The 23905-nt window shown below is 63.5% G+C and carries 22 protein-coding genes; 21 read left to right on the top strand and 1 reads right to left on the bottom strand.

Going from position 1 to position 23905, the window contains the following annotated elements:
* Window positions 1-9: 9 nt before the first annotated feature.
* The 13 genes from IAE40_RS00560 to IAE40_RS00500 all read left to right on the top strand — a co-directional run bounded on the left by IAE40_RS00560 (window position 10) and on the right by IAE40_RS00500 (window position 15731).
* Window positions 10-1197 carry an acyl-CoA dehydrogenase family protein gene (locus tag IAE40_RS00560; protein WP_151924639.1) on the top strand — a complete coding sequence of 396 codons (1188 nt, stop codon included), beginning with the start codon at window positions 10-12 and terminating at the stop codon, window positions 1195-1197.
* Window positions 1198-1207: 10 nt separating this feature from the next.
* Window positions 1208-2323 (top strand): sigma-54 interaction domain-containing protein, encoded by a 1116-nt coding sequence (locus IAE40_RS00555; RefSeq protein ID WP_054890660.1) that lies wholly within the window; start codon window positions 1208-1210, stop codon window positions 2321-2323.
* Between the two features lie 164 nt (window positions 2324-2487).
* A complete protein-coding gene (gene pvdM / locus IAE40_RS00550) occupies window positions 2488-3840 on the top strand; it encodes a pyoverdine-tailoring dipeptidase-like protein PvdM (RefSeq protein WP_197890852.1) in 1353 nt (450 codons plus the stop codon).
* Between the two features lie 15 nt (window positions 3841-3855).
* Window positions 3856-5133, top strand: coding sequence for a pyoverdine-tailoring periplasmic protein PvdN (gene pvdN, locus IAE40_RS00545; RefSeq protein WP_200602389.1), 1278 nt, complete (start codon window positions 3856-3858; stop codon window positions 5131-5133).
* 14 nt (window positions 5134-5147) lie between these two features.
* Entirely contained in the window at window positions 5148-6008 is an 861-nt protein-coding gene (locus IAE40_RS00540) for a formylglycine-generating enzyme family protein (protein WP_153773696.1), read from the top strand.
* Between the two features lie 115 nt (window positions 6009-6123).
* A complete protein-coding gene (locus IAE40_RS00535; protein ID WP_153773697.1) occupies window positions 6124-7458 on the top strand; it encodes a lysine N(6)-hydroxylase/L-ornithine N(5)-oxygenase family protein in 1335 nt (444 codons plus the stop codon).
* Window positions 7459-7474: 16 nt separating this feature from the next.
* Window positions 7475-9124 carry a cyclic peptide export ABC transporter gene (locus IAE40_RS00530; protein WP_197890849.1) on the top strand — a complete coding sequence of 550 codons (1650 nt, stop codon included), beginning with the start codon at window positions 7475-7477 and terminating at the stop codon, window positions 9122-9124.
* 166 nt (window positions 9125-9290) lie between these two features.
* A complete protein-coding gene (locus IAE40_RS00525; protein WP_234465012.1) occupies window positions 9291-11648 on the top strand; it encodes a TonB-dependent siderophore receptor in 2358 nt (785 codons plus the stop codon).
* Between the two features lie 235 nt (window positions 11649-11883).
* Window positions 11884-12687, top strand: a complete 804-nt coding sequence (dkgB, locus tag IAE40_RS00520; RefSeq protein WP_200602388.1) for a 2,5-didehydrogluconate reductase DkgB — start codon at window positions 11884-11886, stop codon at window positions 12685-12687.
* Window positions 12688-12766: 79 nt separating this feature from the next.
* Window positions 12767-13948, top strand: a complete 1182-nt coding sequence (locus IAE40_RS00515) for an MFS transporter (protein ID WP_200602387.1) — start codon at window positions 12767-12769, stop codon at window positions 13946-13948.
* A gap of 190 nt (window positions 13949-14138) precedes the next feature.
* Window positions 14139-14417, top strand: coding sequence for a hypothetical protein (locus IAE40_RS00510; RefSeq protein ID WP_153773700.1), 279 nt, complete (start codon window positions 14139-14141; stop codon window positions 14415-14417).
* Complete coding sequence (locus IAE40_RS00505; protein WP_200602386.1) at window positions 14404-15135, top strand: zeta toxin family protein; 732 nt, start codon at window positions 14404-14406, stop codon at window positions 15133-15135. The genes IAE40_RS00510 and IAE40_RS00505 overlap by 14 nt, the downstream gene beginning before the upstream one ends.
* A 131-nt stretch (window positions 15136-15266) precedes the next feature.
* Window positions 15267-15731 (top strand): nuclear transport factor 2 family protein, encoded by a 465-nt coding sequence (locus IAE40_RS00500; RefSeq protein WP_063544979.1) that lies wholly within the window; start codon window positions 15267-15269, stop codon window positions 15729-15731.
* Between the two features lie 62 nt (window positions 15732-15793).
* On the opposite strand, the gene IAE40_RS00495 is transcribed toward IAE40_RS00500, so the two are convergent.
* The gene (locus IAE40_RS00495; RefSeq protein ID WP_063544980.1) at window positions 15794-16714 is read right to left on the bottom strand and encodes a LysR substrate-binding domain-containing protein; all 921 of its coding nucleotides are present in this window, start codon (window positions 16712-16714) and stop codon (window positions 15794-15796) included.
* Window positions 16715-16877: 163 nt separating this feature from the next.
* Between IAE40_RS00495 and IAE40_RS00490 the strand changes: the two genes are divergently transcribed.
* From IAE40_RS00490 to IAE40_RS00455, 8 genes are all read left to right on the top strand, one after another.
* Window positions 16878-17654, top strand: a complete 777-nt coding sequence (locus IAE40_RS00490; RefSeq protein ID WP_197890841.1) for a YqcI/YcgG family protein — start codon at window positions 16878-16880, stop codon at window positions 17652-17654.
* 2 nt (window positions 17655-17656) lie between these two features.
* Window positions 17657-18295 carry a LysE family translocator gene (locus IAE40_RS00485; RefSeq protein ID WP_197890839.1) on the top strand — a complete coding sequence of 213 codons (639 nt, stop codon included), beginning with the start codon at window positions 17657-17659 and terminating at the stop codon, window positions 18293-18295.
* 25 nt (window positions 18296-18320) lie between these two features.
* Window positions 18321-19412, top strand: a complete 1092-nt coding sequence (locus IAE40_RS00480; protein ID WP_054890673.1) for a hypothetical protein — start codon at window positions 18321-18323, stop codon at window positions 19410-19412.
* 158 nt (window positions 19413-19570) lie between these two features.
* A complete protein-coding gene (locus IAE40_RS00475; protein WP_197890837.1) occupies window positions 19571-20266 on the top strand; it encodes a sel1 repeat family protein in 696 nt (231 codons plus the stop codon).
* Between the two features lie 159 nt (window positions 20267-20425).
* A complete protein-coding gene (locus IAE40_RS00470; RefSeq protein WP_054890674.1) occupies window positions 20426-21262 on the top strand; it encodes a bifunctional allantoicase/(S)-ureidoglycine aminohydrolase in 837 nt (278 codons plus the stop codon).
* 121 nt (window positions 21263-21383) lie between these two features.
* A complete protein-coding gene (locus IAE40_RS00465) occupies window positions 21384-22001 on the top strand; it encodes an START domain-containing protein (protein ID WP_200602385.1) in 618 nt (205 codons plus the stop codon).
* Window positions 22002-22112: 111 nt separating this feature from the next.
* Window positions 22113-23123, top strand: coding sequence for an ABC transporter substrate-binding protein (locus IAE40_RS00460; protein ID WP_197890833.1), 1011 nt, complete (start codon window positions 22113-22115; stop codon window positions 23121-23123).
* A complete protein-coding gene (locus IAE40_RS00455; protein WP_197890831.1) occupies window positions 23120-23905 on the top strand; it encodes an ABC transporter ATP-binding protein in 786 nt (261 codons plus the stop codon). Before IAE40_RS00460 ends, IAE40_RS00455 begins: the two co-directional genes overlap by 4 nt.

Genomic DNA, 23905 nt, shown 5'->3' with positions numbered 1-23905 from the left:
GTGACCACCATGAATGCACCCGTGACACCCACCACGCGCCCGGCACTGGCCATTGCCCACGACCTGGCCGCCCAATTCGCCCTCACCGCTGTCGAACGCGACGAACGCGGCGGCACCCCCAAGGCCGAGCGTGATGCCCTGCGCGACAGCGGCCTGCTGTCACTGGCCATCCCCACGGCCTTCGGTGGCCAAGGGGCGACCTGGCGTGAAACCTTCGATGTGGTGCGTGAGTTCGCCCGGGTCGACAGCTCCATTGCTCACGTGTTCGGTTTCCACCACCTGATGCTGGCCACCGTGCGCCTGTTCTCACGCCCTGACCAATGGCAACCCTGGTTCGAACAGACTGCGCGCAAGCATTGGTTCTGGGGCAATGCCCTCAACCCGCTGGACACGCGCACCCAGGTCAAGCACTTCGAGGGGTGGTGCGAGTTTTCCGGCAAGAAAAGCTTCTGCTCCGGCGCCAGTGACTCGGAAATGCTCATCGCCTCGGCGGTGGACGAACGCGCCGGCGGCAAATTGCTGATCGCCGCAATCCCCAGTGGTCGTACCGGCATCAGCCTGCACGGTGACTGGGACAACATCGGTCAACGCCAGACCGACAGCGGCAGCGCCACCTTCGAACGGGTGCGGGTCGAGCACAACGAACTGCTGCTCGATCCCGGCCCGCTGAGCACGCCGTTCGCCGCCTTGCGTCCGCTGATCGCGCAACTGCACTTCGCCAACCTGTTCCTGGGTATCGCCGAAGGCGCCTTCGACGAAGCGCGCCAGTACACGCTGAAGGAAAGTCGCCCCTGGTTCCGCTCCAGCGCCAGTGAGAGCCGCGAAGACCCCTATGTGCTGCGCCACTATGGTGAGTTCTGGGTCGGCCTGGAAAGCGTGCGCCTGCTGATCCGCCGCGCCTGCGACCAGCTCGATGCGGCCTGGGCCCTTGAGCACAACCTGAGCGCCGAGGCGCGTGGCGACCTGGCCCTGGCCATCGGCACCGCCAAGGTTGCCGCAACGCGCCATGGGCTGGACATCTGCAACCGTCTGTTCGAAGTCACCGGCGCCCGCGCCACCCATGCCTCACTGCGCTTCGACCGGCACTGGCGCAACCTCAGGACCCAGACCCTGCACGACCCGGTGGACTATCGCATCCATGAACTGGGCGAGTGGGCGCTGAACGACAAACGCCCTGCCCCGTCCTTCTATTCCTAAAGGCACGTCCATGCAATTGCTGACCCTCCCCCCTTCACCGTCATTGGCTACCTCGATCAGGGCGACCGCACAGGTCTTCGAAGACCCCAGGTCGCAGGCGCTGCTCGCCCACCTGCAACAGGTCGCTCCCAGCGAGGCCAGCGTCCTGATCATTGGCGAGACCGGCACGGGCAAGGAGTTGGTCGCACGCCACATCCACAACCTCAGTGCCCGCCGCGACGGCCCGTTCGTTGCGGTCAACTGCGGCGCGTTTTCCGAGTCGCTGGTCGAGGCCGAACTGTTCGGCCATGAGAAAGGCGCCTTCACCGGCGCCCTTGCGTCCAAGGCCGGCTGGTTCGAGGAGGCGAACGGCGGCACGTTGTTCCTCGATGAAATCGGCGACCTGCCGCTGCCCATCCAGGTCAAGCTGCTGCGTGTGCTGCAGGAACGCGAAGTGGTACGCCTGGGGTCACGCAAGAGCATCCCGATCAATGTGCGCGTGCTGGCCGCCACCAACGTGCAACTTGAAAAGGCCATCAACGCCGGGCACTTTCGCGAAGACCTGTACTACCGCCTGAACGTCGTCACCCTCTCGCTGCACCCGCTGCGCGAGCGGCCGGGCGATATCCTGCCGCTGGCGCGCCACTTCATCCGCAGCTACAGCGAGCGCCTGGGCTACGGCCCGGTGGAACTGGCAGCCGACGCCCAGGCCAAGCTGGTGGCCTACAGCTGGCCGGGCAACATCCGCGAGCTGGAGAACGTGATTCATCACAGTCTGCTGACCTGCGGCGACGGCTTGATCCATGCCCGCGACTTGCGCCTGTCGAACCTGCGCCTGGAACGTCAGGACGATCTGCCTTCGCCGGCCTCTGCCAGCAAGGACGGCGGCATCGATGAACTGCTGCAGCAGGCGTTCAGCCGGCTGTACGAGGAGCAGCCGGGAGACCTGTACGAGAAGGTGGAGAATGCCTTGCTGCGCTCGGCCTATCACTTCTGCCATTACAACCAGGTGCATACCGCGCAGTTGCTGGGGCTGTCGCGCAACGTCACGCGCACGCGGCTGATCGCCATCGGTGAGCTGGTGGTGAACAAGCGCCGCGCACCGGAGCAGCCGTTGGACAACCGGATGGTGCGCCTGTCGATCTAAGCGCGTCATGGCCTGTGCCACCCACCCAGGCGCGCTTTTCGCGGGCAAAGCCGCTGCTGCACGTAAATCTCGCCCTATGCCATTCGTCCACCTGATACCCGAACCCTGCCCGGCGGCTCCTTCGCCCGCCAGGCGGTTGCGATCAGCCCTGCAACGAGATGGCAATGACCAAGACCCGTTCCCGCAAAGCCCTGTATATAGGCCTGCCTCTGGCCCTGGTGGCCGCCCTGGGCAGTGCCGCCGGCTATTTCTACTGGCAACGCCAGGATGCCGGCTACCCGCACAAGATCGTCGAACAGGCCAACGCACTGCATGAGCACATGCTCTCGTTCGACAGCCACATCACGGTGCCGCTGGACCTGGGCAGCACCGGCAACGAGATCGACAAGGACGGCCCGGGGCAGTTCGACCTGGTCAAGGCCAACCGCGGTCGTCTTTCCGGTGCGGCCCTCACAATCTTCGGTTGGCCGGAAATCTGGAACGGCCCGAACGCCCCGCACCGCCCTACCCCAGGCTTCGTCGACGAGGCGCGCCAGCAGCAGGAAGTGCGCTACAAGATCATCAGCGGCATGGTCCGCGACTTCCCCAACCAGGTCGGTATCGCCTATAACCCCGACGACTTCCGGCGCCTGAACGGCGAAGGCAAGTTCGCCATCTTCATCAGCATGCTCAACGCTTACCCGCTGGGCCATGACCTGTCGCAGCTCGACCTGTGGGCAGCACGCGGCATGCGCATGTTCGGCTTCAGCTACACCGGCAACAACGACTGGGCCGATTCCTCGCGCCCGCTGCCGTTCTTCAACGACACCGCCGACGCCCTGGGCGGCCTGTCGCCCTTGGGTGAACAGGCGGTCAAGCGCCTCAACGACCTGGGCGTGATCATCGATGTCTCGCAGATGTCGACCCTGGCACTGGAAGACGTCGTGCGCCTGAGCCGCGCGCCGATCGTGGCCTCGCATTCGGCGCCGCGGGCGCTGGTGGACATTCCGCGCAACCTCTCCGACAAGGAAATGCAGCTGATCAAGGACAGCGGCGGCGTGATCCAGGTGGTGGGCTTCGGCCAATACCTCAAGCCCCTGGGCAAGCCGGTGCTGGAAAAACTCGAGGCGCTGCGTGCGCGCTTCGACCTGCAACCCCTGCAGGGCCTGGCCAATGCCCTGATGCCGGGCGATGCGGTGATCGCCATCTGGCCTGAATCACGTTTCGGCGAGTACGCCAGCAGCCTGTACGGAATTCTTGAAGAAGAACCCAAGGCGACCCTCAAGCAGTACGCGGACGCCATCGACTACACGGTGAAGAAGGTGGGTATCGACCACGTCGGCCTCAGCTCGGACTTCAACGACGGCGGCGGCCTCGATGGCTGGAAGGATGTCAGCGAGATTCGCAACGTCACCGCCGAGCTGCTCAGCCGTGGCTACAGCGAAACCGATATCGCCAAGCTCTGGGCCGGCAACTTCCTGCGGGTCTGGGACCAGGTGCAAAAAGCCGGTCAACCTGTCGCCACCACCCAACACTGATCAAGGCCTGCCCGCATGAGCAACCGTCGTACCTTTCTCAAGCAGGCCGGCCTGGTCGCCGCGAGCCTGCCGCTGCTGCCTGGCGCCCTGGCTGCAACCTCGTCGCCAGCAACGCTCACCGGCACGGACAAATGGCGCAACCTGCGCACGCTGTTCCCGCTGGACCCGGACATCGCCCACTTCGCCAACTTCCTGGTCACCGCCCACCCGCGGCCGGTGCAGGAAGCGATCGACCGCCACCGCGCCGACCTCGACCGCAACCCCGCCGCCCTGATGGACTGGGAAAGCCAGTACGAATGGCAGCGCGAGGACGAAGTGCGTGACTGGGCTGCACGCTATCTGGAGGTCGGTCCGCGGCAGATCGCCCTGACCGGCAGCACCACCGAAGGCCTGGCCATGATCTATGGCGGCCTGCAGGTCGGCGCGAAGCAGGAGATCCTGACCACCGAGCACGAGCATTACTCCACCCACAAGACCCTGGCCTTCCGCACCCAGCGCGAGGGTACGCAGGTGCGCAAGATCCGCCTGTTCGACAACCCATGGGAAGTGTCCACCGACCAGGTGCTGACAACCCTGGAGCGCAATATCCGCCCAGAGACCCGCGTGCTGGGCATGACCTGGGTGCACTCGAGCAGCGGCGTCAAGCTGCCGGTCGGCGAGATCGGCGAACTGGTGCGCCGCCACAACCGCGACCGCAGTGAAGCCGAGCGCATCCTCTATGTGGTCGACGGCGTGCACGGCTTCGGCGTGGAGAACCAGCGCTTCGCCGACTTCAACTGCGACTACTTCATCGCCGGCACCCACAAGTGGATGTTCGGCCCGCGCGGCACCGGCATCATCTGCGCCGCCTCGACCGGCATGGATCACCTGACCCCCAGCGTCGCCACTTTCTCCCGCGATGAAGACTTCGCCACCATCATGACCCCCGGCGGCTACCACGCCTTCGAATACCGCTGGTCACTGGGCGAGGCGTTCAAGCTGCACCTGCAACTGGGCAAGGCCGATGTGCAGGCGCGCATCCACCAGCTCAATGCCCTGCTCAAGGAGCGCCTGCTCGAAGACCGCCGCATCGAACTGGTGACGCCGCGCAGCGCTCAGTTCTCGGCAGGCTTCACCTTCTTCCGCGTGCCCGGCAAGGACCCGGATGCCTTCGCCGCCAAGCTGATCGCGGGCAAGGTCATGTGCGATGCCGTGGAGCGCGACGTTGGCCCCGTCATCCGCCTGGCGCCAGGTTTGCTCAACGACGAACAGCAGATCGACCGGGTCATGCACCTGATTACCCAGCAACTTTGAACAAGGCATCTTCCATGAGCACACCTCTGCACCGCCTCACCCTGGCCGCCGTGCTGGCCGCCTGCAGCCTGCCGGCCCTGGCCGCGCAGCCGTCGGACAAGCCCGGCACAGTGTTCCGCGACTGCGCCAGGACCTGCCCGGAAATGGTCGTGCTGCCTGCCGGCACCTTCACCATGGGCACCCCGCCCGACGAGATGGGTCGCCAGGATGACGAAGGTCCGCAGCACCCTGTGACCTTCGCCAAGCCATTCGCCATCAGCCGCTTCCAGATCACCGCCGGTGAATGGGCCGACTACCAGAAGGCCACCGGCGTCGTCATCGCCGACGGCGACGACCGCCCCGGACGGCGCTGCACCAATAGCAAGCCCAGCTACCCGCAAGGCCCTCGCCAGCCGGCGGTGTGCATGAGCTACGACGACATCGAGCGCTATGTGGCCTGGCTGTCGAAGAAGACCGGCAAGCATTACGCCATGGTCAGCGAAGCCCAGCGCGAATACGCCGCACGCGGCGGCAGCACCGGCATGTTCCCGTTCGAGCCGGACGCCAACCTCGAGATCAGCAAGAACGCCAACGTCTACGGCCCCAAGGATGGCTACAGCTTCAGCTCGCCGGTCGGCAGCTTCCCGGCCAACGCCTTCGGCGTCTACGACATGCACGGCAATGTCTACGAATGGGTCGCCGACTGCTACCACGACAGCTATGTCGGCGCCCCCGCCGACGGCAGCGCGCGCACCGAGGCGGGCTGCACGCAGATCTCCATCCGTGGCAACGACTGGGGTGAAGCGCCGATCTTCTCGCGTTCGGGCAACCGCAACACCACGGTTCGCGACGACCGTGGCGACTGGCTTGGTTTTCGGGTAGTCCGCGAGCTCTGAGGCGCCACGCGGCGGTAAATTCTCCCACCCTCGGCTCGTTCCTATCGGTGTACTTGCGCAGGACTCGGGGCGCTCCACGCGGCGCCCCCACTCGACCATCCAAGGAACCGCAACCATGAGCCAGACCTCTTCGCCCGACAAAATCCACGACCTCATCGGCGTCGGCTTCGGCCCTTCCAACCTGGCACTGGCCATTGCCCTGGAAGAGCTCGCCGAAACCAACGGCCACGCCCTCGACGCGCTGTTCATCGACAAGCAGAGCGACTACCGCTGGCACGGCAATACCCTGGCTACCCAGAGCGAGCTGCAGATCTCCTTCCTCAAGGACCTGGTCTCGCTGCGCAACCCCACCAGCCCCTACAGCTTCGTCAATTATCTGCACCAGAAGCAGCGCCTGGCCGACTTCATCAACCTGGGCACCTTCTACCCTTGCCGCCTGGAGTACAACGACTACCTGCGCTGGGCCGCCGAACATTTCGCCACCCAGGCGGTGTATGGCGAGGAAGTGCTGCGCATCGAACCGGAACTGCGTGATGGCCGGGTCGATCACCTGCGCCTGGTCTCGCGTGACCAGCACGGCCAGGAGCACCAGCGCCGGGCCCGCTCGGTGGTGGTCGGAAGCGGCGGCACGCCCAAGGTTCCCGATGCCTTCCGCCCGTTCAAGAACGACCCGCGTGTGTTCCACCACTCCCAGTACCTGAGCGCCCTGCAGCAACTGCCGTGCAACAGCGGCAAGCCCATGCGCATCGCCGTGATCGGGTCGGGCCAGAGCGCCGCCGAGGCCTTCATCGACCTCAACGACAGCTACCCGTCGGTCAAGGTCGACATGATCCTGCGCGCCTCGGCACTCAAGCCTGCCGACGACAGCCCGTTCGTCAACGAAATCTTCGCCCCCGAGTACACAGACCTGGTGTTCAACCAGCCGCACGCCGAACGCGAGAAACTGATCGGCGAGTACCACAACACCAACTACTCGGTGGTCGACCTCGACCTGCTCGAACGCATCTACGGCATCCTGTACCGCCAGAAAGTCGCCCATCAGTACCGCCATGCCGTGCTGTGCCGACGCACCATCGAAACGGTGGTGGACACCGCAGAAGGCATCGAGCTGACCCTGCGCGACCTGGCCACCGACGTTCGCCAGACCCACCGCTACGACGCGGTGATCCTCGCCACCGGCTACGAGCGCCGCTCCCATCGCGAGCTGCTGGCTCCGCTGCAGCAGCACCTGAAAGACTTCGAGGTCGACCGCGACTACCGCGCCCTGGCCAGCCCCGAGTTCGGTGCCAGCGTCTACCTGCAAGGCTTCTGCGAAGCCTCGCATGGGCTCAGCGACACCCTGCTGTCGGTGCTGCCGTCACGTGCCGCAGAAATCGGTCAGTCGCTTTATCAGCATCTGGGCAAGCAGGCCAGCAACGCCCCCGCCGCGCTGCGCATGACCAGCGCCTGAAGACAGGAACCTTCCGATGAGCAAACAACCCCGTGGGGCCGTGCGTGAGCTGTTGACGCTGCTGCGGCCCTTCTGGCCGGTGGTCGCCCTGTCGATTGCCCTGGGCATGGTCGGTGGCCTGAGCGTCACCGCCCTGTTGGCCACCATCAACAACGGGCTGCACACCGAAGGCGGGCTGAGCCAGGGGCTGGTGCTGGGCTTCGTCGGGCTGTGTGCCCTGGCGTTGGTCAGCAGCATCCTCTCCGACATCGGCACCAACCAGGTGGGCCAGCACATCATCGCCAAGCTGCGCAAGGAGCTGGGCGAGAAGGTGCTGGCGGCACCGATCGAACAGATCGAGCGCTTTCGCAGCCACCGCCTGATCCCGGTTCTTACCCATGACGTGGACACCATCAGCGACTTCGCTTTCGCCTTCGCGCCACTGGCGATTTCGCTGACCGTCACCCTGGGCTGCCTGGGCTACCTGGCGATGCTGTCCTGGCCGATGTTCCTGATGATGCTGGCTGCGCTGGCCATTGGCATCGCCATCCAGTCGGTGGCGCAGTCCCGTGGTATTCGTGGGTTCATGGCGGCGCGCGATGCCGAAGACCAGTTGCAGAAGCACTACAGTGCAATCGCCGCCGGTGCCAAGGAGCTGCGGATCCACCGCCCGCGCCGCCAGCGCATGTTCCAGCACGGCATCAGCGACACGGCCGAACGGATCCGCGATCTGCAGACACGCTCGATCAACACCTTCGTGGTCGCCAAGAGCCTGGGCTCGATGCTGTTCTTCGTGGTCATCGGCCTGGCCCTGGTACTGCAATCGCTCTGGCCCAGTGCCGATGCCAGCGTCATGAGCGGCTTCGTGCTGGTGCTGCTGTACATGAAAGGGCCGCTGGAGCACCTGATCAGCACCCTGCCGATCATTGGCCGGGCGCGCATTGCCTTCCAGCGTATTGCCGAGCTGTCGGAGCGTTTCGCCACCCCGGAGCCTCACCTGTTGCTGGCCGACTCCGGTCAAGCCGCACCACAGGTGCACAGCCTGGAACTGAGCGATGTCGGCTTTGCCTTCCCGGCGGTCGGCGGTGCCCGCCCCTTCACCCTCGGGCCGGTCAACCTGAAGATTGCCCAAGGCGACATCGTGTTCATCGTCGGCGAGAACGGCTGCGGCAAGACCACTCTGATCAAGCTGCTGCTGGGGCTCTATGCTCCCCAGCAAGGCCAGATCAAGGTCAATGGCAAGGCCGTGGATGCCGAATCGCGGGACGATTACCGCCAACTGTTCACCACGGTCTTCGCCGACTACTACCTGTTCGATGACCTGGTGCAGGGCGACCAGGCGATTCCCGAGGATGCCAACCAGTACCTGGAGCGCCTGGAAATCGCCCACAAGGTCAAGGTCAGTGACGGCCAGTTCAGCACCACCGACCTGTCCACCGGGCAACGCAAGCGCCTGGCGCTGGTCAATGCCTGGATCGAACAACGCCCGGTGCTGGTCTTCGATGAATGGGCCGCCGACCAGGATCCGACCTTCCGTCGCATCTTCTATACCGAGCTGCTCCCGGACCTCAAGCGCCTGGGCAAGACCATCATCGTGATCTCCCACGATGACCGCTACTTCGACATGGCCGACCAGCTCGTGAGGCTGGAAGCCGGCAAGGTCGTCGAGGAGCTGACACCCGCCTGAAAAAAACAGAACCGGATTTTTCCGGTTCTGCTGTGTGTGTGCGTCTCACTAGATGTAATGCAAATCATTATCTACAACATAATCATAGAGTCTGCCAATGCACGTCTTCCCTAACCTTCGCCCGTTGTCAAAGGCCATGCTTGTCCGGCGCCTCATGGCGTCCGGCTTGCCCGCCACCGCTGTCGGCATGATGCTGGCAGCGCCGATGGTTGCCCAGGCCCAGCAAGTGGCCTTCAACATTCCCCAGCAGGCGCTTGGTAGCGCGTTGATTGCCTTCGGGCAGCAGAGCCAGTGGCAACTGCTGTACTCTCCCGACCAGATCAGCGGCCTGCGCAGCACCGCAGTCAAGGGTTCGCTGGAGCCCGATGCCGCGTTGCGCCAATTGCTCGGCGGCACGGGCCTTGGCTACAGCATCAACGGCACCACAGTGACCATCAGCGGCCGTAGGGAAGGCGGCGCGGTGGAACTGGGGGCGACCAACGTCAACGCTGGCGTGCTGGGCGAGACCACCGAAGGCACAGGCTCGTACACCACAGGCTCGATGAGCACGGCGACCAAGTTGCCGACGTCGCTGCGCCACACGCCGCAGTCGGTCACGGTGCTGACCCGCCAGCGCATGAACGACCAGAACATGCAGACCCTCGAAGACGTCTCGCTGTACACCCCTGGCCTCACCCTGCGCAAGACCGGCGGTGAACGTCCGACCTTCTATTCACGCGGCACCTCGGTCGACAACATCATGATCGACGGCTTGCCGGTGGCCTACGATACCGACACCCTCGGCACCTCGATGCTGTCGATGTTCGATCGCGTGGAAGTGGTGCGCGGCGCCTCCGGCCTGATGGTCGGTGCCGGCAACCCCTCGGGGACGTTGAACCTGATCCGCAAGCGACCAACCATCGAGCCGCAGATGTCGATCACCACCAGCGCAGGCTCGTGGAACAACTTTCGTACCGAACTCGACGCCAGCAGCAAGCTCAACGACAGCGGCAGCGTACGGGGTCGCGCCGTCGTCGCGCTGCAGGACAAGGACAGCTTCGTCGACGACTACAGCAACAAACGCCAGTTGATGTACGGCATCACCGAATTCGACCTGACCGAGGACACCACCCTCACCCTGGGCGGCTACTACAACCGCGAGGACAACCCTGGCGCCGATTGGTCCGGGCTGCCGACCTACGCCAACGGCAACTTCCTGCCGATCTCCCGCTCACACCGCATGAGCCCGTCCTGGACCTACTGGGACAAGAAGAACAAGAGCGTCTTCGCCGAGATCGAGCACCACTTCGACAATGACTGGAAGCTGCGCCTGAACACCACCTGGCTGCGCGGTGAGATGGACATGCTCGGTACCAGTTTCTATCGCCTCGACCAGGCGGCCGACACCCTGCAGCTCAACGTAGGCCGCTACACCTACGAGCACACCCAGAAGAGCGTCGATGGCTATGTCAGTGGCCCGTTCAGCCTGTTCGGTCGCACCCACGAACTGGTGCTCGGTGGCAGCTACCGCCACGACCGCACCGACGACGGCCCTGGCGGCGGCCCGCTGGGCACCTTCGATTACCCGGTCGATCCGCTGTCGTTCGATTTCGGCTCGGTGCCCAAGCCCGAGATCGACTTCAACTGGTCGCGCAAGGGCAAGGTCGAGCAGTCCAGCACCTACGCCACCGTTCGCTTCAACATCCAGGACGACCTCAAGCTGACCCTCGGCTCGCGTCTGGACTGGTATGAATACGAACAGCAGACCCAGTCCGGCGACTTCGCCTTTGGCGGCAGCTCCAAGGCCACCCGCGAGTTCACGCCCTATGCCGGCGTGGTCTACGACCTGAACGACACCTACTCGGTGTACGCCAGCTGGACGCGTATCTTCAAGCCACAGGAATCCCGCTCGGCCACCGGTTCCATCCTCGATCCGGTCACCGGCACCAACTACGAGACCGGGATCAAGGGCGAATACTTCGGCGGCGCCCTGAACGTGAGCCTGGCCTACTTCCAGTTGAACCAGGAAAACCTCGCCAAGGCCCTGCCACAGTCGTCCTGCCCGGACCTCTCCGACGGCTGCTACGAGGCGGCGGGCGAAGTCGAGACCAAGGGCGTCGAGCTGGAAGTGCAAGGCATGCTCGCCGAGGGCTGGCAGGCGTCGGTCGGCTACACCTATGCCGCCGCCAAGTACGCCAAGGAAACCGGTACTCAACAGAAGGGCGACCGCTTCGACAGCGACACCCCTTACAACCTGTTCAAGGTCAACACCGTGTACCAGTTGCCGGGTGACCTGAACCAGTGGAGCATCGGTGGCGGCTTCCGTACCCAGAGCCGGGCCTATACCAGCTTCGGTGTGCAACAGGGCGGCTACAGCGTGACCGACCTGATGACCGCCTACCGGATCAACAAGCACTTCACCGTGCAAGGCAACCTGAACAACGTGTTCGACAAGCGTTACTACCAGAACATCAGCAACCCGGCCGGGGCCAACATCTTCGGCGATCCGCGCAACTTCACCGTCACCATGAGGTGGACGCTGTAACCTCTGCACCCTCGGGCCTGCCAGTCAGGCCCGATCCATTCTGGCGCGATCGAAACGCCCACCACACGAAGCAATCACCCGCCATTCATGACTCCAGGTCAAAAGACCTTGCCCCCCGCCCCTCTTAATCAACCCCGCTGCAACCTTCAAACTGCTCCCCACTCGAATGGTCGATGTGTCCAGGCGCCAGCGCCTCCCGATCGATCCCGAATTCCCCCATACCAGGAGCAGATCCATGAGCATTCCATCCTTCGGCCTCGGCACCTTCCGCCTCACCGGCCAAGTCGTCATCGACTCGGTCAAGTCCGCGCTGGAGCTGGGCTACCGGGTCATCGACACCGCGCAGATCTACAAGAACGAGGCCGACGTCGGCCAGGCCATCGCCGAAAGCGGTGTGCCTCGTGAAGAGCTGTTCATCACCACCAAGATCTGGACCGACAGCTATGCTGCCGACAAGCTGATCCCCAGCCTGCGCGAGAGCCTGGCCAAGCTGCGCACCGATCATGTCGACCTGACCCTGATCCACTGGCCCGCCCCAGGCAACGGTGTCGAGCTGCGCGAATTCATGGGCGCCCTGGCCGAAGCCAAGAAGCTCGGCCTGACCCGCCAGATCGGCATCTCCAACTTCAACATCGAGCTGACCCGCCAGGCCATCGATGTGGTTGGCAAGGGCGAGATCGCCACCAACCAGATCGAGCTCAGCCCCTACCTGCAGAACCGCAAGCTCACTGCTTTCCTCAAGGAACAGGGCATCGCCGTCACGTCGTACATGACCCTGGCCTACGGCAAGGTGCTCAAGGACCCGGTACTGGCCAAGATCGCTGCCAAGCACAAGGCCACGGTGGCCCAGGTCGCCCTGGCGTGGGCGCTGCAACTGGGCTATGCCGTCATCCCCTCCTCCACCAAGCGCGAGAACCTGGCCAGCAACCTGCTTGCCCGTGACCTGCGCCTGGATGAAGAGGACATGGCGCAGATCGCAGACCTGGAGCGCAATGGTCGCGAAGTCAGCCCGGACGGCCTGGCGCCGGCCTGGGACTGATCCCTCGCCGCACTTGGGCGTCGACTGCGGTCGACGCCACACCTGACATTCCTGAATTCGCCATAACCCGGAGTTTCCGATGAGCGCGCTTTCCCCTAAACGGGTCCTGTTTGCCCTGGCCATCGGCGCCTTCGGCATCGGCACCACCGAATTCGCCCCCATGGGCCTGCTGCCGGTCATTGCCGAAGGTGTCAACGCCAGCATCCCCACTGCCGGCATGCTGGTCACCGCCTACGCCATCGGCGTGATGGTCGGCGCACCGATCATGACCCTGCTGTTCAGCCGCTTCGGCAAGCGTGCTGCACTGATGATGCTGATGAGCATCTTCACCGTCGGCAATCTGCTGTCGGCGCTGTCGCCGGAGTATTACACCCTGCTGGCATCGCGCCTGATCACCAGCCTCAACCACGGCGCATTCTTCGGCCTGGGCGCGGTAGTCGCGGCCAGCGTGGTACCCAAGGACAAGCAGGCCAGTGCCATTGCCACCATGTTCATGGGCTTGACCATCGCCAATATCGGCGGCGTACCGGCCGCCACCTGGATCGGCCAGCAGATCGGCTGGCGCATGGCCTTCGCCGGCACCGCCGTGCTCGGTCTGATCGCCATCGGTGCCTTGTGGTACGCCCTGCCCAAAGGCGAGCGCGGCAGCGTGCCGCATGTGCGCAAGGAACTGGCGGTGATCGCCCGCCCAAGCGTGCTGCTGGCGATGGCCACCACGGTGCTCGGCGCAGGCGCCATGTTCACGCTGTACACCTATGTGGCCCCGGTGCTTGCGGAATTGACCGGTGCCTCCAATGCGTTCGTCACACTGGGCCTGGTACTGATCGGTGTCGGTTTCACCCTCGGCAACAGCCTTGGAGGTCGTCTGGCCGACTGGTCGCTGGACGGCGCGGCACGGATCTTCCTCGGTACCCTGGCGGTGATCATGCTGCTGATGCCGTTGGTGCTGGGTAGCCATGTCGGTGCTGCGCTGGCCCTGCTGGTCTGGGGAGTATTCACCTTCGCCGTGGTGCCGCCGCTGCAGATGCGGGTGATGATCGCGGCGGCCGAGGCCCCAGGCCTGGCCTCGTCGATCAACGTGGGTGCATTCAACCTTGGCAATGCGGTCGGTGCCGCACTGGGCGGCGCGGTGATCAGCCTGGACCTGGGCTACGCCGCGGTGCCGATGGCCGGCGGTTTGCTGTCGGCGGCCGCGCTGCTGCTGGTATGGCTGGGTGGACGCAACAAGGTGGCGAACAGCACCATCAGCGAAGCGCTGTAAGCGCGGTACAGGGCTCTTCGGAGGGGGACTACAGGTAATGGGGAAACGCTGAACCGCGTCTTCTGCCAGTATCGAATGGCCCCTCTTCAGGACCTTCGCCATGCCACCTGCTGATGTTTTCCTGCGCGGCCAGCGCTATGATGCTCCTCATGCACACAGCCCCTTCGTGGCTGACCGGAGGTACATCACGATGACCGCAAAAGCCAGGAAAGTCTCCGAACCTGAGCTCGACGCTCTTGAGCAAACCGTGCCCGAGCATGCCCGTGAGGCGACACTCAGCGCCTATCAGCGCGCCCTGCAGATGAGCCAGCAGGGCGTGCTGACCACTGACGACGGCGAACTGGTCAGGGTCAGCGCGGATGGCGCCCGGACCGTCCTGGCCAAGGCCGGCCCACGGCGCAGGGTCAAGCTCGGCGAGGTTGTCACCGTTCGCAAGGTCGACGACAGCAGCGCCGGTGAGCGTGCCTAGGCTGCGGGTCTTTGCCGGTCCGAACGGCTCCGGCAAGAGCACCATCAAGGCCAGCCTGCCCGCCGCACTGACCCGCCTGTTCGTCAATGCCGACGAGCTGGAAACCCAGGCCAAGGCCAGCGGCTTCATCGACCTCTCCCTCTTCGGCATCCAGGCCACGCTGCCTGACTTGCTGGCGTTCCACCTAGAGCATCCCTTGATCATCAGCAAGCGACTTGCCGGGCAGGTCGGGCGACTGGGGCTCGAGGCGCAGCGGATCGACTACCGTGCGGTACGCATGGATGCCTACTTCGCCTCGGCCATCGCCGACTTCATCCGCCAGCGCCTGCTCGAAGCCCGGGCCAGCTTCACCTTCGAAACCGTCATGTCCCATGGCAGCAAGATCGAGTTCATGCGCCAGGCACAAGCCAGTGGCTACCGCACCTACCTCTACTTCGTCTCGACGGAGAATCCGGAAATCAACCTCGACCGGGTGGCCATCCGTGTCCGCCAGGGCGGGCATCCGGTCAGGCCGGACCTGGTGCGCAGTCGCTATGGACGTTCGCTCGACCTGTTGCCGGAGGCCATCGCCGCCAGCAACCGGGCCTATGTATTCGACAACTCGCAGCAGAGCGCGCTATGGCTCGCAGAGATCACCGATGGCACGCAGTTGGAGTATCGCACCGAGGAGATCCCGGACTGGTTCTTTGAGGCCTATGTGGACGAAGTCGAAACCTGAGGCTGGTCCATGATTATTCCAGTTGCCGCAATTATGAACTGCCGCCTGCACTTATTCCCAGCGAACACGCTTGAGCCTACGCTTCATCCATCAGGCCACTTCTTCCGGGCCTGCACATGAGGAGTCCCGCGATGTCCCGCCCACCATTGCCCCCGTTCACCCGCGAAACCGCTATCGAGAAAGTCCGCCTGGCCGAGGATGGCTGGAACAGCCGCGATGCGGCCAAGGTTGCCCTCGCCTACACCCTCGACACTCGCTGGCGTAACCGGGTCGACTTCGCCACCAACCGCGACGAGGCACAGGCCTTCCTGACCCGCAAGTGGAATCGTGAGCACGAATACCGCCTGATCAAGGAGCTCTGGGCCTTCACCGAAAACCGCATCGCCGTGCGCTATGCCTATGAGTACCGCGATGACAGCGGCCAGTGGTACCGCGCTTATGGCAACGAGAACTGGGAGTTCGCCGCCGATGGTTTGATGCAGAACCGTCACGCCAGCATCAATGAAATGCCGATCACGGAAGAAGAACGCCAGTTCCGTTGGCCGCTGGGGCGTCGTCCGGATGACCATCCGGGGCTGAGCAGCTTCGGCTTCTGATCTTGCAGACGCATTCGCCCAGGCCTGTCGTGACAGGCCTGGGCGAAGTGCTTTTACGGTATTCAACCGTACAGGTAGTTGATGTCCTTGAGCGCCAGCGGTGGCACCTGGCCAAGCAGGTAATCACGCAGCTTGCTCATCTGCCGAGCCTTGGGGCTGGCCTTGAGCCAGGTCATGTAATAGCCATCGCCAGTCGCCACGGCCTGCTTGAAGGGTGTGATCAGGCGGCCTGCGGCCAGGTCGGCACTGGCCAATGCCAGATCGACCACCGAAATGCCCAGCCCCTGCTGGGCCGCGGAGATCCCTTGGTCAAGGGTGTCGAACACCTGCCCTTGATCGATGCTGATGTCCAGGGCATCGACCCGCGCCAACCAGCGCCGCCAATCACGGCGGTCGGACGAGGGATGCAGGAATTCACAGTCGCGTAGCACCGACAGGTCTGGCTCAGGATCCTTGAGGTAGTCGGGGTGGCAGACCGGAATCAGCCATTCATCGAACAGCTTCAAGCTCTCCACATCGGCAGGGAAATTGCCGCTGCCCAGCAGGATGGCGCAATCGTAGGGCTCGGAATAGAAATCCACCGTGTCGATGTCCATCCACACGCTCGACAGTTGTACGCTGCAGCTGTCGTCGATCTTCTTGAAACCGTCCAGTGCCTTGAGCAGCCAGCGCACGGTGAGCGTGGAGGCGGCTTTCAGGCGCAGGCCGTAACGGTCCTGGCGCAACAATGCGCAAGCATTCTCGATGATCTTGAAGCCGACCTTGAGCTCCTGGGCCAGCAACCGACCGTGCTCGGTCAAGCGCAGCTTGGGGCCACGGCGCTCGAACAGGTCGCAACCGAACATGGCTTCGAGGGTCTTGATGTGGTGGCTTACCGCCCCTTGGGTCAGGGCCAGTTCTTCCGCTGCGCGGGTGAAAGAGCCGTAACGAGAAGCCACTTCGAAGGCACGCAAGGCGTGCAGGGCTGGAATCCGTTCTGACATCGTCGCCGTCCAAAGCATGAGTGAAACTAATAGTAGGTCATAGTTCCAGGCGTTTTACAACCTTGGGAGGTTCTTCGAAAATGCCGTTAAATAACAATTACAGCTAACCAACACGCCGCGATAAGGCAGAAAAACCACCTTATAGAAACTTCCTGGGGAAACCATGTTTACGGGTTATGGAAACTGCTATCGCCTGGATGCGCTAGAGCTGGCCGATGAACATGTTCGGAACAGGCAGCATTGGACGTACAAGACCATAGAGCACTTCAAGGAAATCCTCGGCAACCCCGGCTTTCCCTGCCTCTTCGGACGCAAGGCAGTCGCTGCCGCCACCTGCCACATCATTTTCGCCCGCGCCGATGATCCGGCCAATGATATCGCCCGCGGTCTCGCCGACTACGTCAGTACCATCGCGCCGATCCCGCTCAAGCAGCGCATCGGCAACCCGCTGCTGGTGTTTCTGGAAACGACCACCGACGCAACGCTGGCCGAACAGCAGGCCCTGGCCTGGAAGATCCTCCAGCAAGTCCACGCCCGCGATCCTCAGCCTTGGCCACAGGATGTGCCACGCGACCCGCATGACACTCAGTGGTCGTTCTGCTTTGCCGGCATGCCACTGTTCATCAACATGAGCTTTCCCGCCCATCGCCAGATGAAAAGCCGCAACCTGGGCAACAGCATCGCCTTCGTCATCAACCCACGGGAAAGCTTCGACGAGGTGGCCAGTGCAGGCACCGAAAGTGGTCAGCGCATCCGCGCTCGGATACGTGAGCGGGTTGCGCAGTACAACGACGGGGTCATCCCCGACAGCCTGGGGTTCTTCGGCCAGGACGACAACTTCGAATGGAAGCAGTACCAACTCCAGGAAGCCGGCTCGCTCAAACCGTCGCGCTGCCCCTTCCATGCCGCTGCAACGCCTGAAAACCAGATCGAGAACTGAATGTGAATACCGCACTGACTGCTACCTACGCCCTCACCGTCCTGCTGCTGATCGCCACGCCAGGCCCGGTAGTGGCGCTGATCGTCAACACCGCTGCCGCCTCCGGTTCGCGCAAGGCCCTGTTCACCGCCGTCGGCACCAACTGGGCGTCACTGGTGCTGATTGGTGCTGCCGCCTGGATCATCATGACCAGCGCCGCCATCGACAAAGCCTGGCTCAGCAGCATGAGCCTGCTGGGCTGCCTGTTCATCGGCTACATCGCCGTGGGCACGCTGCGCGAAGCACTGCAGCCGCAACCGCCGAAGCACACCGCCGAAACCGTCGAAACGCCGCGCAGCGCCGGCCGAGGCGGCCTGCTGCAAGGTTTCATGGTGGGCATTTCCAACCCCAAGGACATCATCTTCTTCATCGCCTTCTTCCCGCAGTTCATCCAGGTCACTGAATCCTTCGAGAAGAGCATGGTGGTGCTGTCGCTGCTGTGGATCGCCATCGACTTCGCGGTGCTGAGCCTCTACATCTTCGCCATCGGCAAGATCGCTTCGCAGCGCAGCAACCGCCTGATCAGCCTGGCCTCTGGCGTCGCCCTGCTGCTGATCGCCGCGGGCGGCCTGCTCTACAACCTCAAGGAGCTGGCCGCCTGAGCCCGCCCGACTCCCAGGAGCGCCCATGACACCGATCGACATCACCCCGGACGTGGGCAGCGCCATTCCCCTGCGAGAAGACTACCAGCGCTTCCTGCTGCTCGGCGGACGCCGCGCGCCGCATACCCTTTACGTGCACGAGCGCGGCTACCGCTCCGACACCATCAATACCGATGCCTTGGGCCTGCGCTACAGCCACTGCGCCGGCAAGCGCTTTTCACTGGCCGAGCGCGGCGGCGCGGCGCGCATCAACCTGCTGGTGGGCGGCTCTACTGCGCTGGGTATCGGCGCCAGCTCCGATGAACACACCGTGGCCTCCTACCTGTCGATGCTCACTGGCGAGATCTGGTTGAACCTGGCCGGCTGCGGCCTGAACGCCACCCAGGAGCTGCTGATGTTCCTCAGCCACCAGCATCGCCTTGGCCAGATCGGCCATGTCGTGGTACTCAGCGGCCTCAACACCTTGGCCCAGGAAGGGCTTGGCGAAATTCTTTCAGGTGACCAGGAACCTGAAGCGGCCCGGCCATACCAGCGTTTTCTCAACAGCTTCAACGAGGGCGTGCAACTGGCCAAACCCGGACGGGCCTCGTTCTGGCAGCGTCTGGGGCAAAGCCTGGCGCCCCGTCGTTCGGCGCCAGCGCCCTGGGCCTGGCCGCTGTCAGCGCCGGAAAAGCGCCTGCTTCGCGCCGCCGATTGCATCGGCCGTACCCTGTGCCAATGGGAGCGATTACTGGCCGACAGCCACACCTCCCTGACGTTCATCCTGCAGCCACTGCTGCCCTGGTGCCGCGAGCAGTTGCCCGTCGGCGAGCAGGCCATGCTCTCGGCGCTGGACCGTCAGCCGGGCAACTTCGACCGGCTGCTGGAGGGTGTCTACGACAGCGAACTGCATTCAACCTTCTTCCGGCGCATCAAGAGCCAGGCGCAGAGCGTACCCTGCTATGACATGAACGGTATGCTCAGCAGCTCACCGGTGTTCAACGAACATCTGTTCATCGATCGCCTGCATTTCAACGACCTGGGCAACAATGCCCTGGCCAAGGTAATCACCGCGAAGCTGGGGTTGGCCCAGGAAAAGTACGCCAACCGCAAGGTCACGCCTTTCAAGCTCGTCTGACAGTCGACAAAGCCTCTTTCGACAGCACCTCGGGATGGCTAGAATAGCCCTTCACCGCTCCCGGTCGCCCGAGGCAAACGCGAATTCGTCATGAACACCCCTGCTGCCCAAACGCTTCTGGTTCGTCCCACTTGGGCGCCAGCCTGCGAGGCCCACTCGTGAGTCCAGCCGTCTTCCTTTCGGGCTTGTTCGCAGCGCTGACGCCGCTTGCCGCCCAGGCGCTCGACGTTCGCATCGATCCCCATGCCGATCTTCTCTACCGCCAGGCATTGCCATTGCTCGAGCAGGCCGACACCGAGGATGACAGCCCCAGCCCACTGCGCACAGCCGAGACCAATGATCCGGAGCTCAGCCGCCAGGGCCAGGCCATGGCCCGCACATTGCCAACGGCGGTAGCGCTACTGGAAAAGTCGGTTGCCTTGGGCCATCCCGTAGCGCAGTACCGCTTGGCTCTGTATTACATGACTTACCTGCCTGCCGGGAAAATTGCCGACGCTGCCTGCCCATTGCTCGAAGCCAGCCTGCGCCAGGGCTTCGCCCCGCCAGCGACAGCAATTGCTAACTGGTGCCCGTCCTACAACCATACTCTCGCCTACCGCGAGGCGCTGGAAGCCATTCCGAGCATGGCGACCCTTTACGCCGCCTACTATCCGCAACCCGCCACTCGACTGGCTTGCAACCGCAGTCGCCCGCAAGGCCTGGAACTTCAATGGGGGCGTCAGCGCGACTACCAGGCCGAGGTCTACCGCCTGCTCGGCGAGCTCGACCCGCAACGGCGTCAGGCTTTTCTGCAGAAGGCGGTGGAGATCAACGGTTGCGCGGCGGCCCAGCAGCGGCTGACCAGCAATCGCTGACCGCACGACCGCTGAGCATTCAGCCGGCAAATACCGGGTATTCCAACATTTAATTTGTGGATGCCAGGGCCTCGCCCCTATGCTGTCCGTGCATCCCCTGCGCCGCACCGGACGGTGCGGTTCACGGCACGGGGAGAGAACAACAAGTCGAGACTGTCCATGTCGAATCACTCCTACTTCGCCCCCCACGGTGGGCACCCGGCTCAAACCGAGCTGCTGACTGACCGTGCCATGTTCACCGAGGCCTATGCCGTCATTCCCAAGGGCGTGATGCGTGACATCGTCACCAGCCACTTGCCGTTCTGGGACAAGATGCGCATGTGGGTCATCGCCCGCCCACTGACTGGTTTTGCCGAAACCTTCTCGCAGTACATCGTCGAAGTCGCCCCTGAAGGCGGCAGCGAACGCCCTGAGCTGGACCCGAATGCCGAAGCCGTAGTGTTCGTCGTCGAAGGCGAGATCGACATCACCGTCGAAGGCAAGCACCACACCTTGGTGCCCGGTGGCTACGCCTTCCTCGCACCAGGGGCCGAGTGGAGCCTGCGCAATAACAGCAAGGCTAACGTCACCTTCCACTGGCTACGCAAGCACTACCAGAAAGTCGAAGGCCTGGCGGTTCCCGAATCGTTCGTCACGCACCGCGATAACGCCACGGTCATCGAGATGCCGGGCACCGAAGGGCGCTGGGTCACCACTCGCTTCGTCGACATGGCCGACATGCGTCACGACATGCACGTCAACATTGTGACCTTCCAGCCAGGCGGCGTGATTCCGTTTGCTGAAACCCACGTCATGGAACACGGCTTGTACGTGCTCGAAGGCAAGGCGGTATATCGCCTCAACCAGGACTGGGTGGAAGTGGAAGCCGGTGACTTCATGTGGCTGCGTGCGTTCTGCCCACAAGCCTGCTACTCGGGTGGTCCAGGGCCGTTCAGCTACCTGCTGTACAAGGACGTGAACCGTCACGTGCACCTGACGCTCAATCCGCAGCGCTGAGGCGCCCACCCGCATCAACCGATCGGGGTCGGCCACGGCCCTGATCGGCGCAACATCATCTTCATGATCGTTCTGCCTGTTCCCGCGCATACTAGGGTGACCCTCTGCGTGGAGCCTGAACATGCCGCAGCTCCTGACCCGAATTCGCCTCGCCATGCTCTGCGCACTTGTCCTGCCGACGCTTGCGTTGTCTGCCGACAACTGGCGCCTCACGCACCAGGAAAGCGGCATCGACATTTATCTTGGCGACGTCCAGGGTTCGCCCTACCAGCAATTTCGCGGCGTTGTCCGGATCAAGGCCAGTGTCCGCACCCTGAGCGATCTTCAGGAAAACCTGCGTGTCGCCTGCAAGTGGTTGTACGCCTGCGCACAGATGCGCCTGCTGGAAGTGGATGGCGACAGCACCTGGGTCTACCTCACCACCGAGCTGCCCTGGCCGGCGCAACCCCGGGACATGGTCCTGCGCGTACGTACCGAGCGGCTCGACGACGGCTCACTGATCCGCAGGCTCGGCGCTGACCCGGACAAGGTGCCGGAGGCCCCCGGCTTCATTCGCGTGCGCCAATTGCAAGGTGAGTGGATCATGCACCCGCTGGCCGAACGTGATACCGAGGTCACCTATAGGCTGCAGGCCGATCCTGCCGGTGATGTACCGGGCTGGCTGGCCAATCGTTTTGTGGTCGATGCGCCAATGGTCACGCTGAAAACACTCAGAGCGGTGGCCGAGCGCCAACCCTGACGCTCCTGGCTGAAGCGGTTTAGGAGCGTTCCTACACGCACTTCGGAGCGTCTGCGCCCATCACCCATCCTTGATGCCCTACCCTGTGGACCTTTCCAACAAGGAGGTGCCATGCGCGCATTTGTTCTCAGTTGCTTCATGCTGCTGGTTGCAGCCCCTGCCACGGCCAAAGAGCAACCCCCTGATCTGACCCCTGTCCACCTGGGCGTCGGTGGCCAGGCCGTCATCTACAACCTGCCGCTGACCGTCGCACTGGAACAGGGCTATTTCCGCGATGAAGGTCTCGATGTGAAGGTCATCGACTTCACTGGTGGCGGCAAAGCGGCACAGGCGCTGGTGGCCGATGCCGTGCAGGTAGTCAGTGGCGCCTACGAGCACACCTTGCGTCTGCAGGCTCGCGGCCAGGCACTTCAGGCCTTCGTGCTGGCAAGCGAGAGCCCGCAGCTCGCCATGGGCATCTCCACCAGAACCCTGGCGAACTACAGCTCGATCGCAGACTTGCGAGGCAAGACCATCGGCATCAGCGCGCCCGGCTCCTCGACCCAGATGCTCGCCAACCGCGTGCTGGCACAAGGAGGGCTCAGCACCGAGGACGTTGCCTTTGCCACCGTCGGCACTGGTGCGACAGCAGTACAGGCGATGCTGAGCGGCAAGATCGATGCGCTGGTCAACGCCGAACCCTTGATCAGCCTGCTGGAGCAACAACAGGCGATACGCCTGATCGCAGATGCGCGCACCCCCGCCGGCACCGCGGCGCTGTTCGGCGGCCCCATGCCGGCTAACACCCTCTATGCCAAAAGCACCTATATCCAGAACAACCCACAGACCGTTCAGGCCCTGACCAATGCCATGCTCAAGGCGCTGACCTGGCTGCACGACGCCACGGATGCGGAAGTCGCCGACCTAGTGCCGACACCCTACCTGATGGGTGATGCAGAGCTTTATCGCCAGGCGTTTCGCAACATCCAACCATCCCTCAGCGTGAACGGTCGCTTCCCTGCAGAGGGGGCACGCAACGCTTTGCAGGCGCTGCAGAGTTTCGACCCGGTCATGGCCCAACGCCAGATCAACCTCCAGGCGACATGGACCAATCAGTTCGTTGACCAAGCCACGCAACCATGACCTCCACACTCGCTCTGGAAATGCTCGACGTGGAAGCGCGTCACGATCACTTGCTGGCATTGGCACGGGTCGACCTGACTGTACGTGAAGGTGAATTCGTCTGCGTATTGGGCCCTACCGGTTGCGGCAAGTCGACCCTGCTCGACCTCGCCGCAGGCCTCAAACCGGCCTACAGCGGGCAGATCCGCTGCCATGGCAAGCCCTTGGTCGGGTTGAACCACCACGCTTCCTACATGTTTCAACACGATGCGCTGTTGCCGTGGCGCACAGCGCTCGACAATGTGAGCCTTCCCCTGCAACTGCGTGGTGTGAACAAGCAACACGCCAACCAACACGCCGCGTGTTGGTTGAGGCGAGTCGGGCTGACCGACGTTCCCGATCGCTACCCTCACCAATTGTCTGGCGGCATGCGCAAACGTGTCGCCCTTGCCCAGGCGCTGATCCACGACACTTCGCTGCTGCTCATGGATGAGCCCTTCGCCGCGCTGGATGCCCAAACGCGTCAAGCGATGCAGCAATTGCTGCTCGAATTGTGGGACGAACAACGCAAGTCGGTCTTGTTCGTCACCCACGATCTCGACGAAGCCATCACCCTCGCCGACCGCGTACTGGTTTTCAACGCCGGACCTGCATCCCGGTGCATCGAAGACATTCGAATACCCCTGCCACGCCCACGCGACACGATGTCACTACGCAAGAATCCCGAGTCCGCAGCTCTGTACCAGCGTCTATGGCACACCCTGGGGCACCTGCCTCCCGCCACTACAATCGCCCGAGACTGA

The sequence above is a fragment of the Pseudomonas sp. S44 genome, from assembly GCF_016624805.1.
Taxonomy (GTDB): Bacteria; Pseudomonadota; Gammaproteobacteria; order Pseudomonadales; family Pseudomonadaceae; genus Aquipseudomonas; species Aquipseudomonas machongensis.
Note: the sequence above shows the minus strand (reverse complement) of the source record. Positions and strands in the feature narration are given on the sequence as shown.

What these genes read in the sequence shown, in the direction of transcription:
- IAE40_RS00465 (WP_200602385.1), top strand. Translation starts at nt 21,384, where the DNA reads ATGCCGCAGCTCCTGACCCGAATTCGCCTCGCCATGCTCTGCGCACTT.
- dkgB (WP_200602388.1), top strand. Translation starts at nt 11,884, where the DNA reads ATGAGCATTCCATCCTTCGGCCTCGGCACCTTCCGCCTCACCGGCCAA.
- IAE40_RS00510 (WP_153773700.1), top strand. Translation starts at nt 14,139, where the DNA reads ATGACCGCAAAAGCCAGGAAAGTCTCCGAACCTGAGCTCGACGCTCTT.
- IAE40_RS00480 (WP_054890673.1), top strand. Translation starts at nt 18,321, where the DNA reads ATGACACCGATCGACATCACCCCGGACGTGGGCAGCGCCATTCCCCTG.
- IAE40_RS00515 (WP_200602387.1), top strand. Translation starts at nt 12,767, where the DNA reads ATGAGCGCGCTTTCCCCTAAACGGGTCCTGTTTGCCCTGGCCATCGGC.
- IAE40_RS00540 (WP_153773696.1), top strand. Translation starts at nt 5,148, where the DNA reads ATGAGCACACCTCTGCACCGCCTCACCCTGGCCGCCGTGCTGGCCGCC.
- IAE40_RS00560 (WP_151924639.1), top strand. Translation starts at nt 10, where the DNA reads ATGAATGCACCCGTGACACCCACCACGCGCCCGGCACTGGCCATTGCC.
- IAE40_RS00535 (WP_153773697.1), top strand. Translation starts at nt 6,124, where the DNA reads ATGAGCCAGACCTCTTCGCCCGACAAAATCCACGACCTCATCGGCGTC.
- pvdN (WP_200602389.1), top strand. Translation starts at nt 3,856, where the DNA reads ATGAGCAACCGTCGTACCTTTCTCAAGCAGGCCGGCCTGGTCGCCGCG.
- pvdM (WP_197890852.1), top strand. Translation starts at nt 2,488, where the DNA reads ATGACCAAGACCCGTTCCCGCAAAGCCCTGTATATAGGCCTGCCTCTG.
- IAE40_RS00455 (WP_197890831.1), top strand. Translation starts at nt 23,120, where the DNA reads ATGACCTCCACACTCGCTCTGGAAATGCTCGACGTGGAAGCGCGTCAC.
- IAE40_RS00460 (WP_197890833.1), top strand. Translation starts at nt 22,113, where the DNA reads ATGCGCGCATTTGTTCTCAGTTGCTTCATGCTGCTGGTTGCAGCCCCT.
- IAE40_RS00470 (WP_054890674.1), top strand. Translation starts at nt 20,426, where the DNA reads ATGTCGAATCACTCCTACTTCGCCCCCCACGGTGGGCACCCGGCTCAA.
- IAE40_RS00495 (WP_063544980.1), bottom strand. Translation starts at nt 16,714, where the DNA reads ATGTCAGAACGGATTCCAGCCCTGCACGCCTTGCGTGCCTTCGAAGTG.
- IAE40_RS00500 (WP_063544979.1), top strand. Translation starts at nt 15,267, where the DNA reads ATGTCCCGCCCACCATTGCCCCCGTTCACCCGCGAAACCGCTATCGAG.
- IAE40_RS00530 (WP_197890849.1), top strand. Translation starts at nt 7,475, where the DNA reads ATGAGCAAACAACCCCGTGGGGCCGTGCGTGAGCTGTTGACGCTGCTG.
- IAE40_RS00490 (WP_197890841.1), top strand. Translation starts at nt 16,878, where the DNA reads ATGTTTACGGGTTATGGAAACTGCTATCGCCTGGATGCGCTAGAGCTG.
- IAE40_RS00555 (WP_054890660.1), top strand. Translation starts at nt 1,208, where the DNA reads ATGCAATTGCTGACCCTCCCCCCTTCACCGTCATTGGCTACCTCGATC.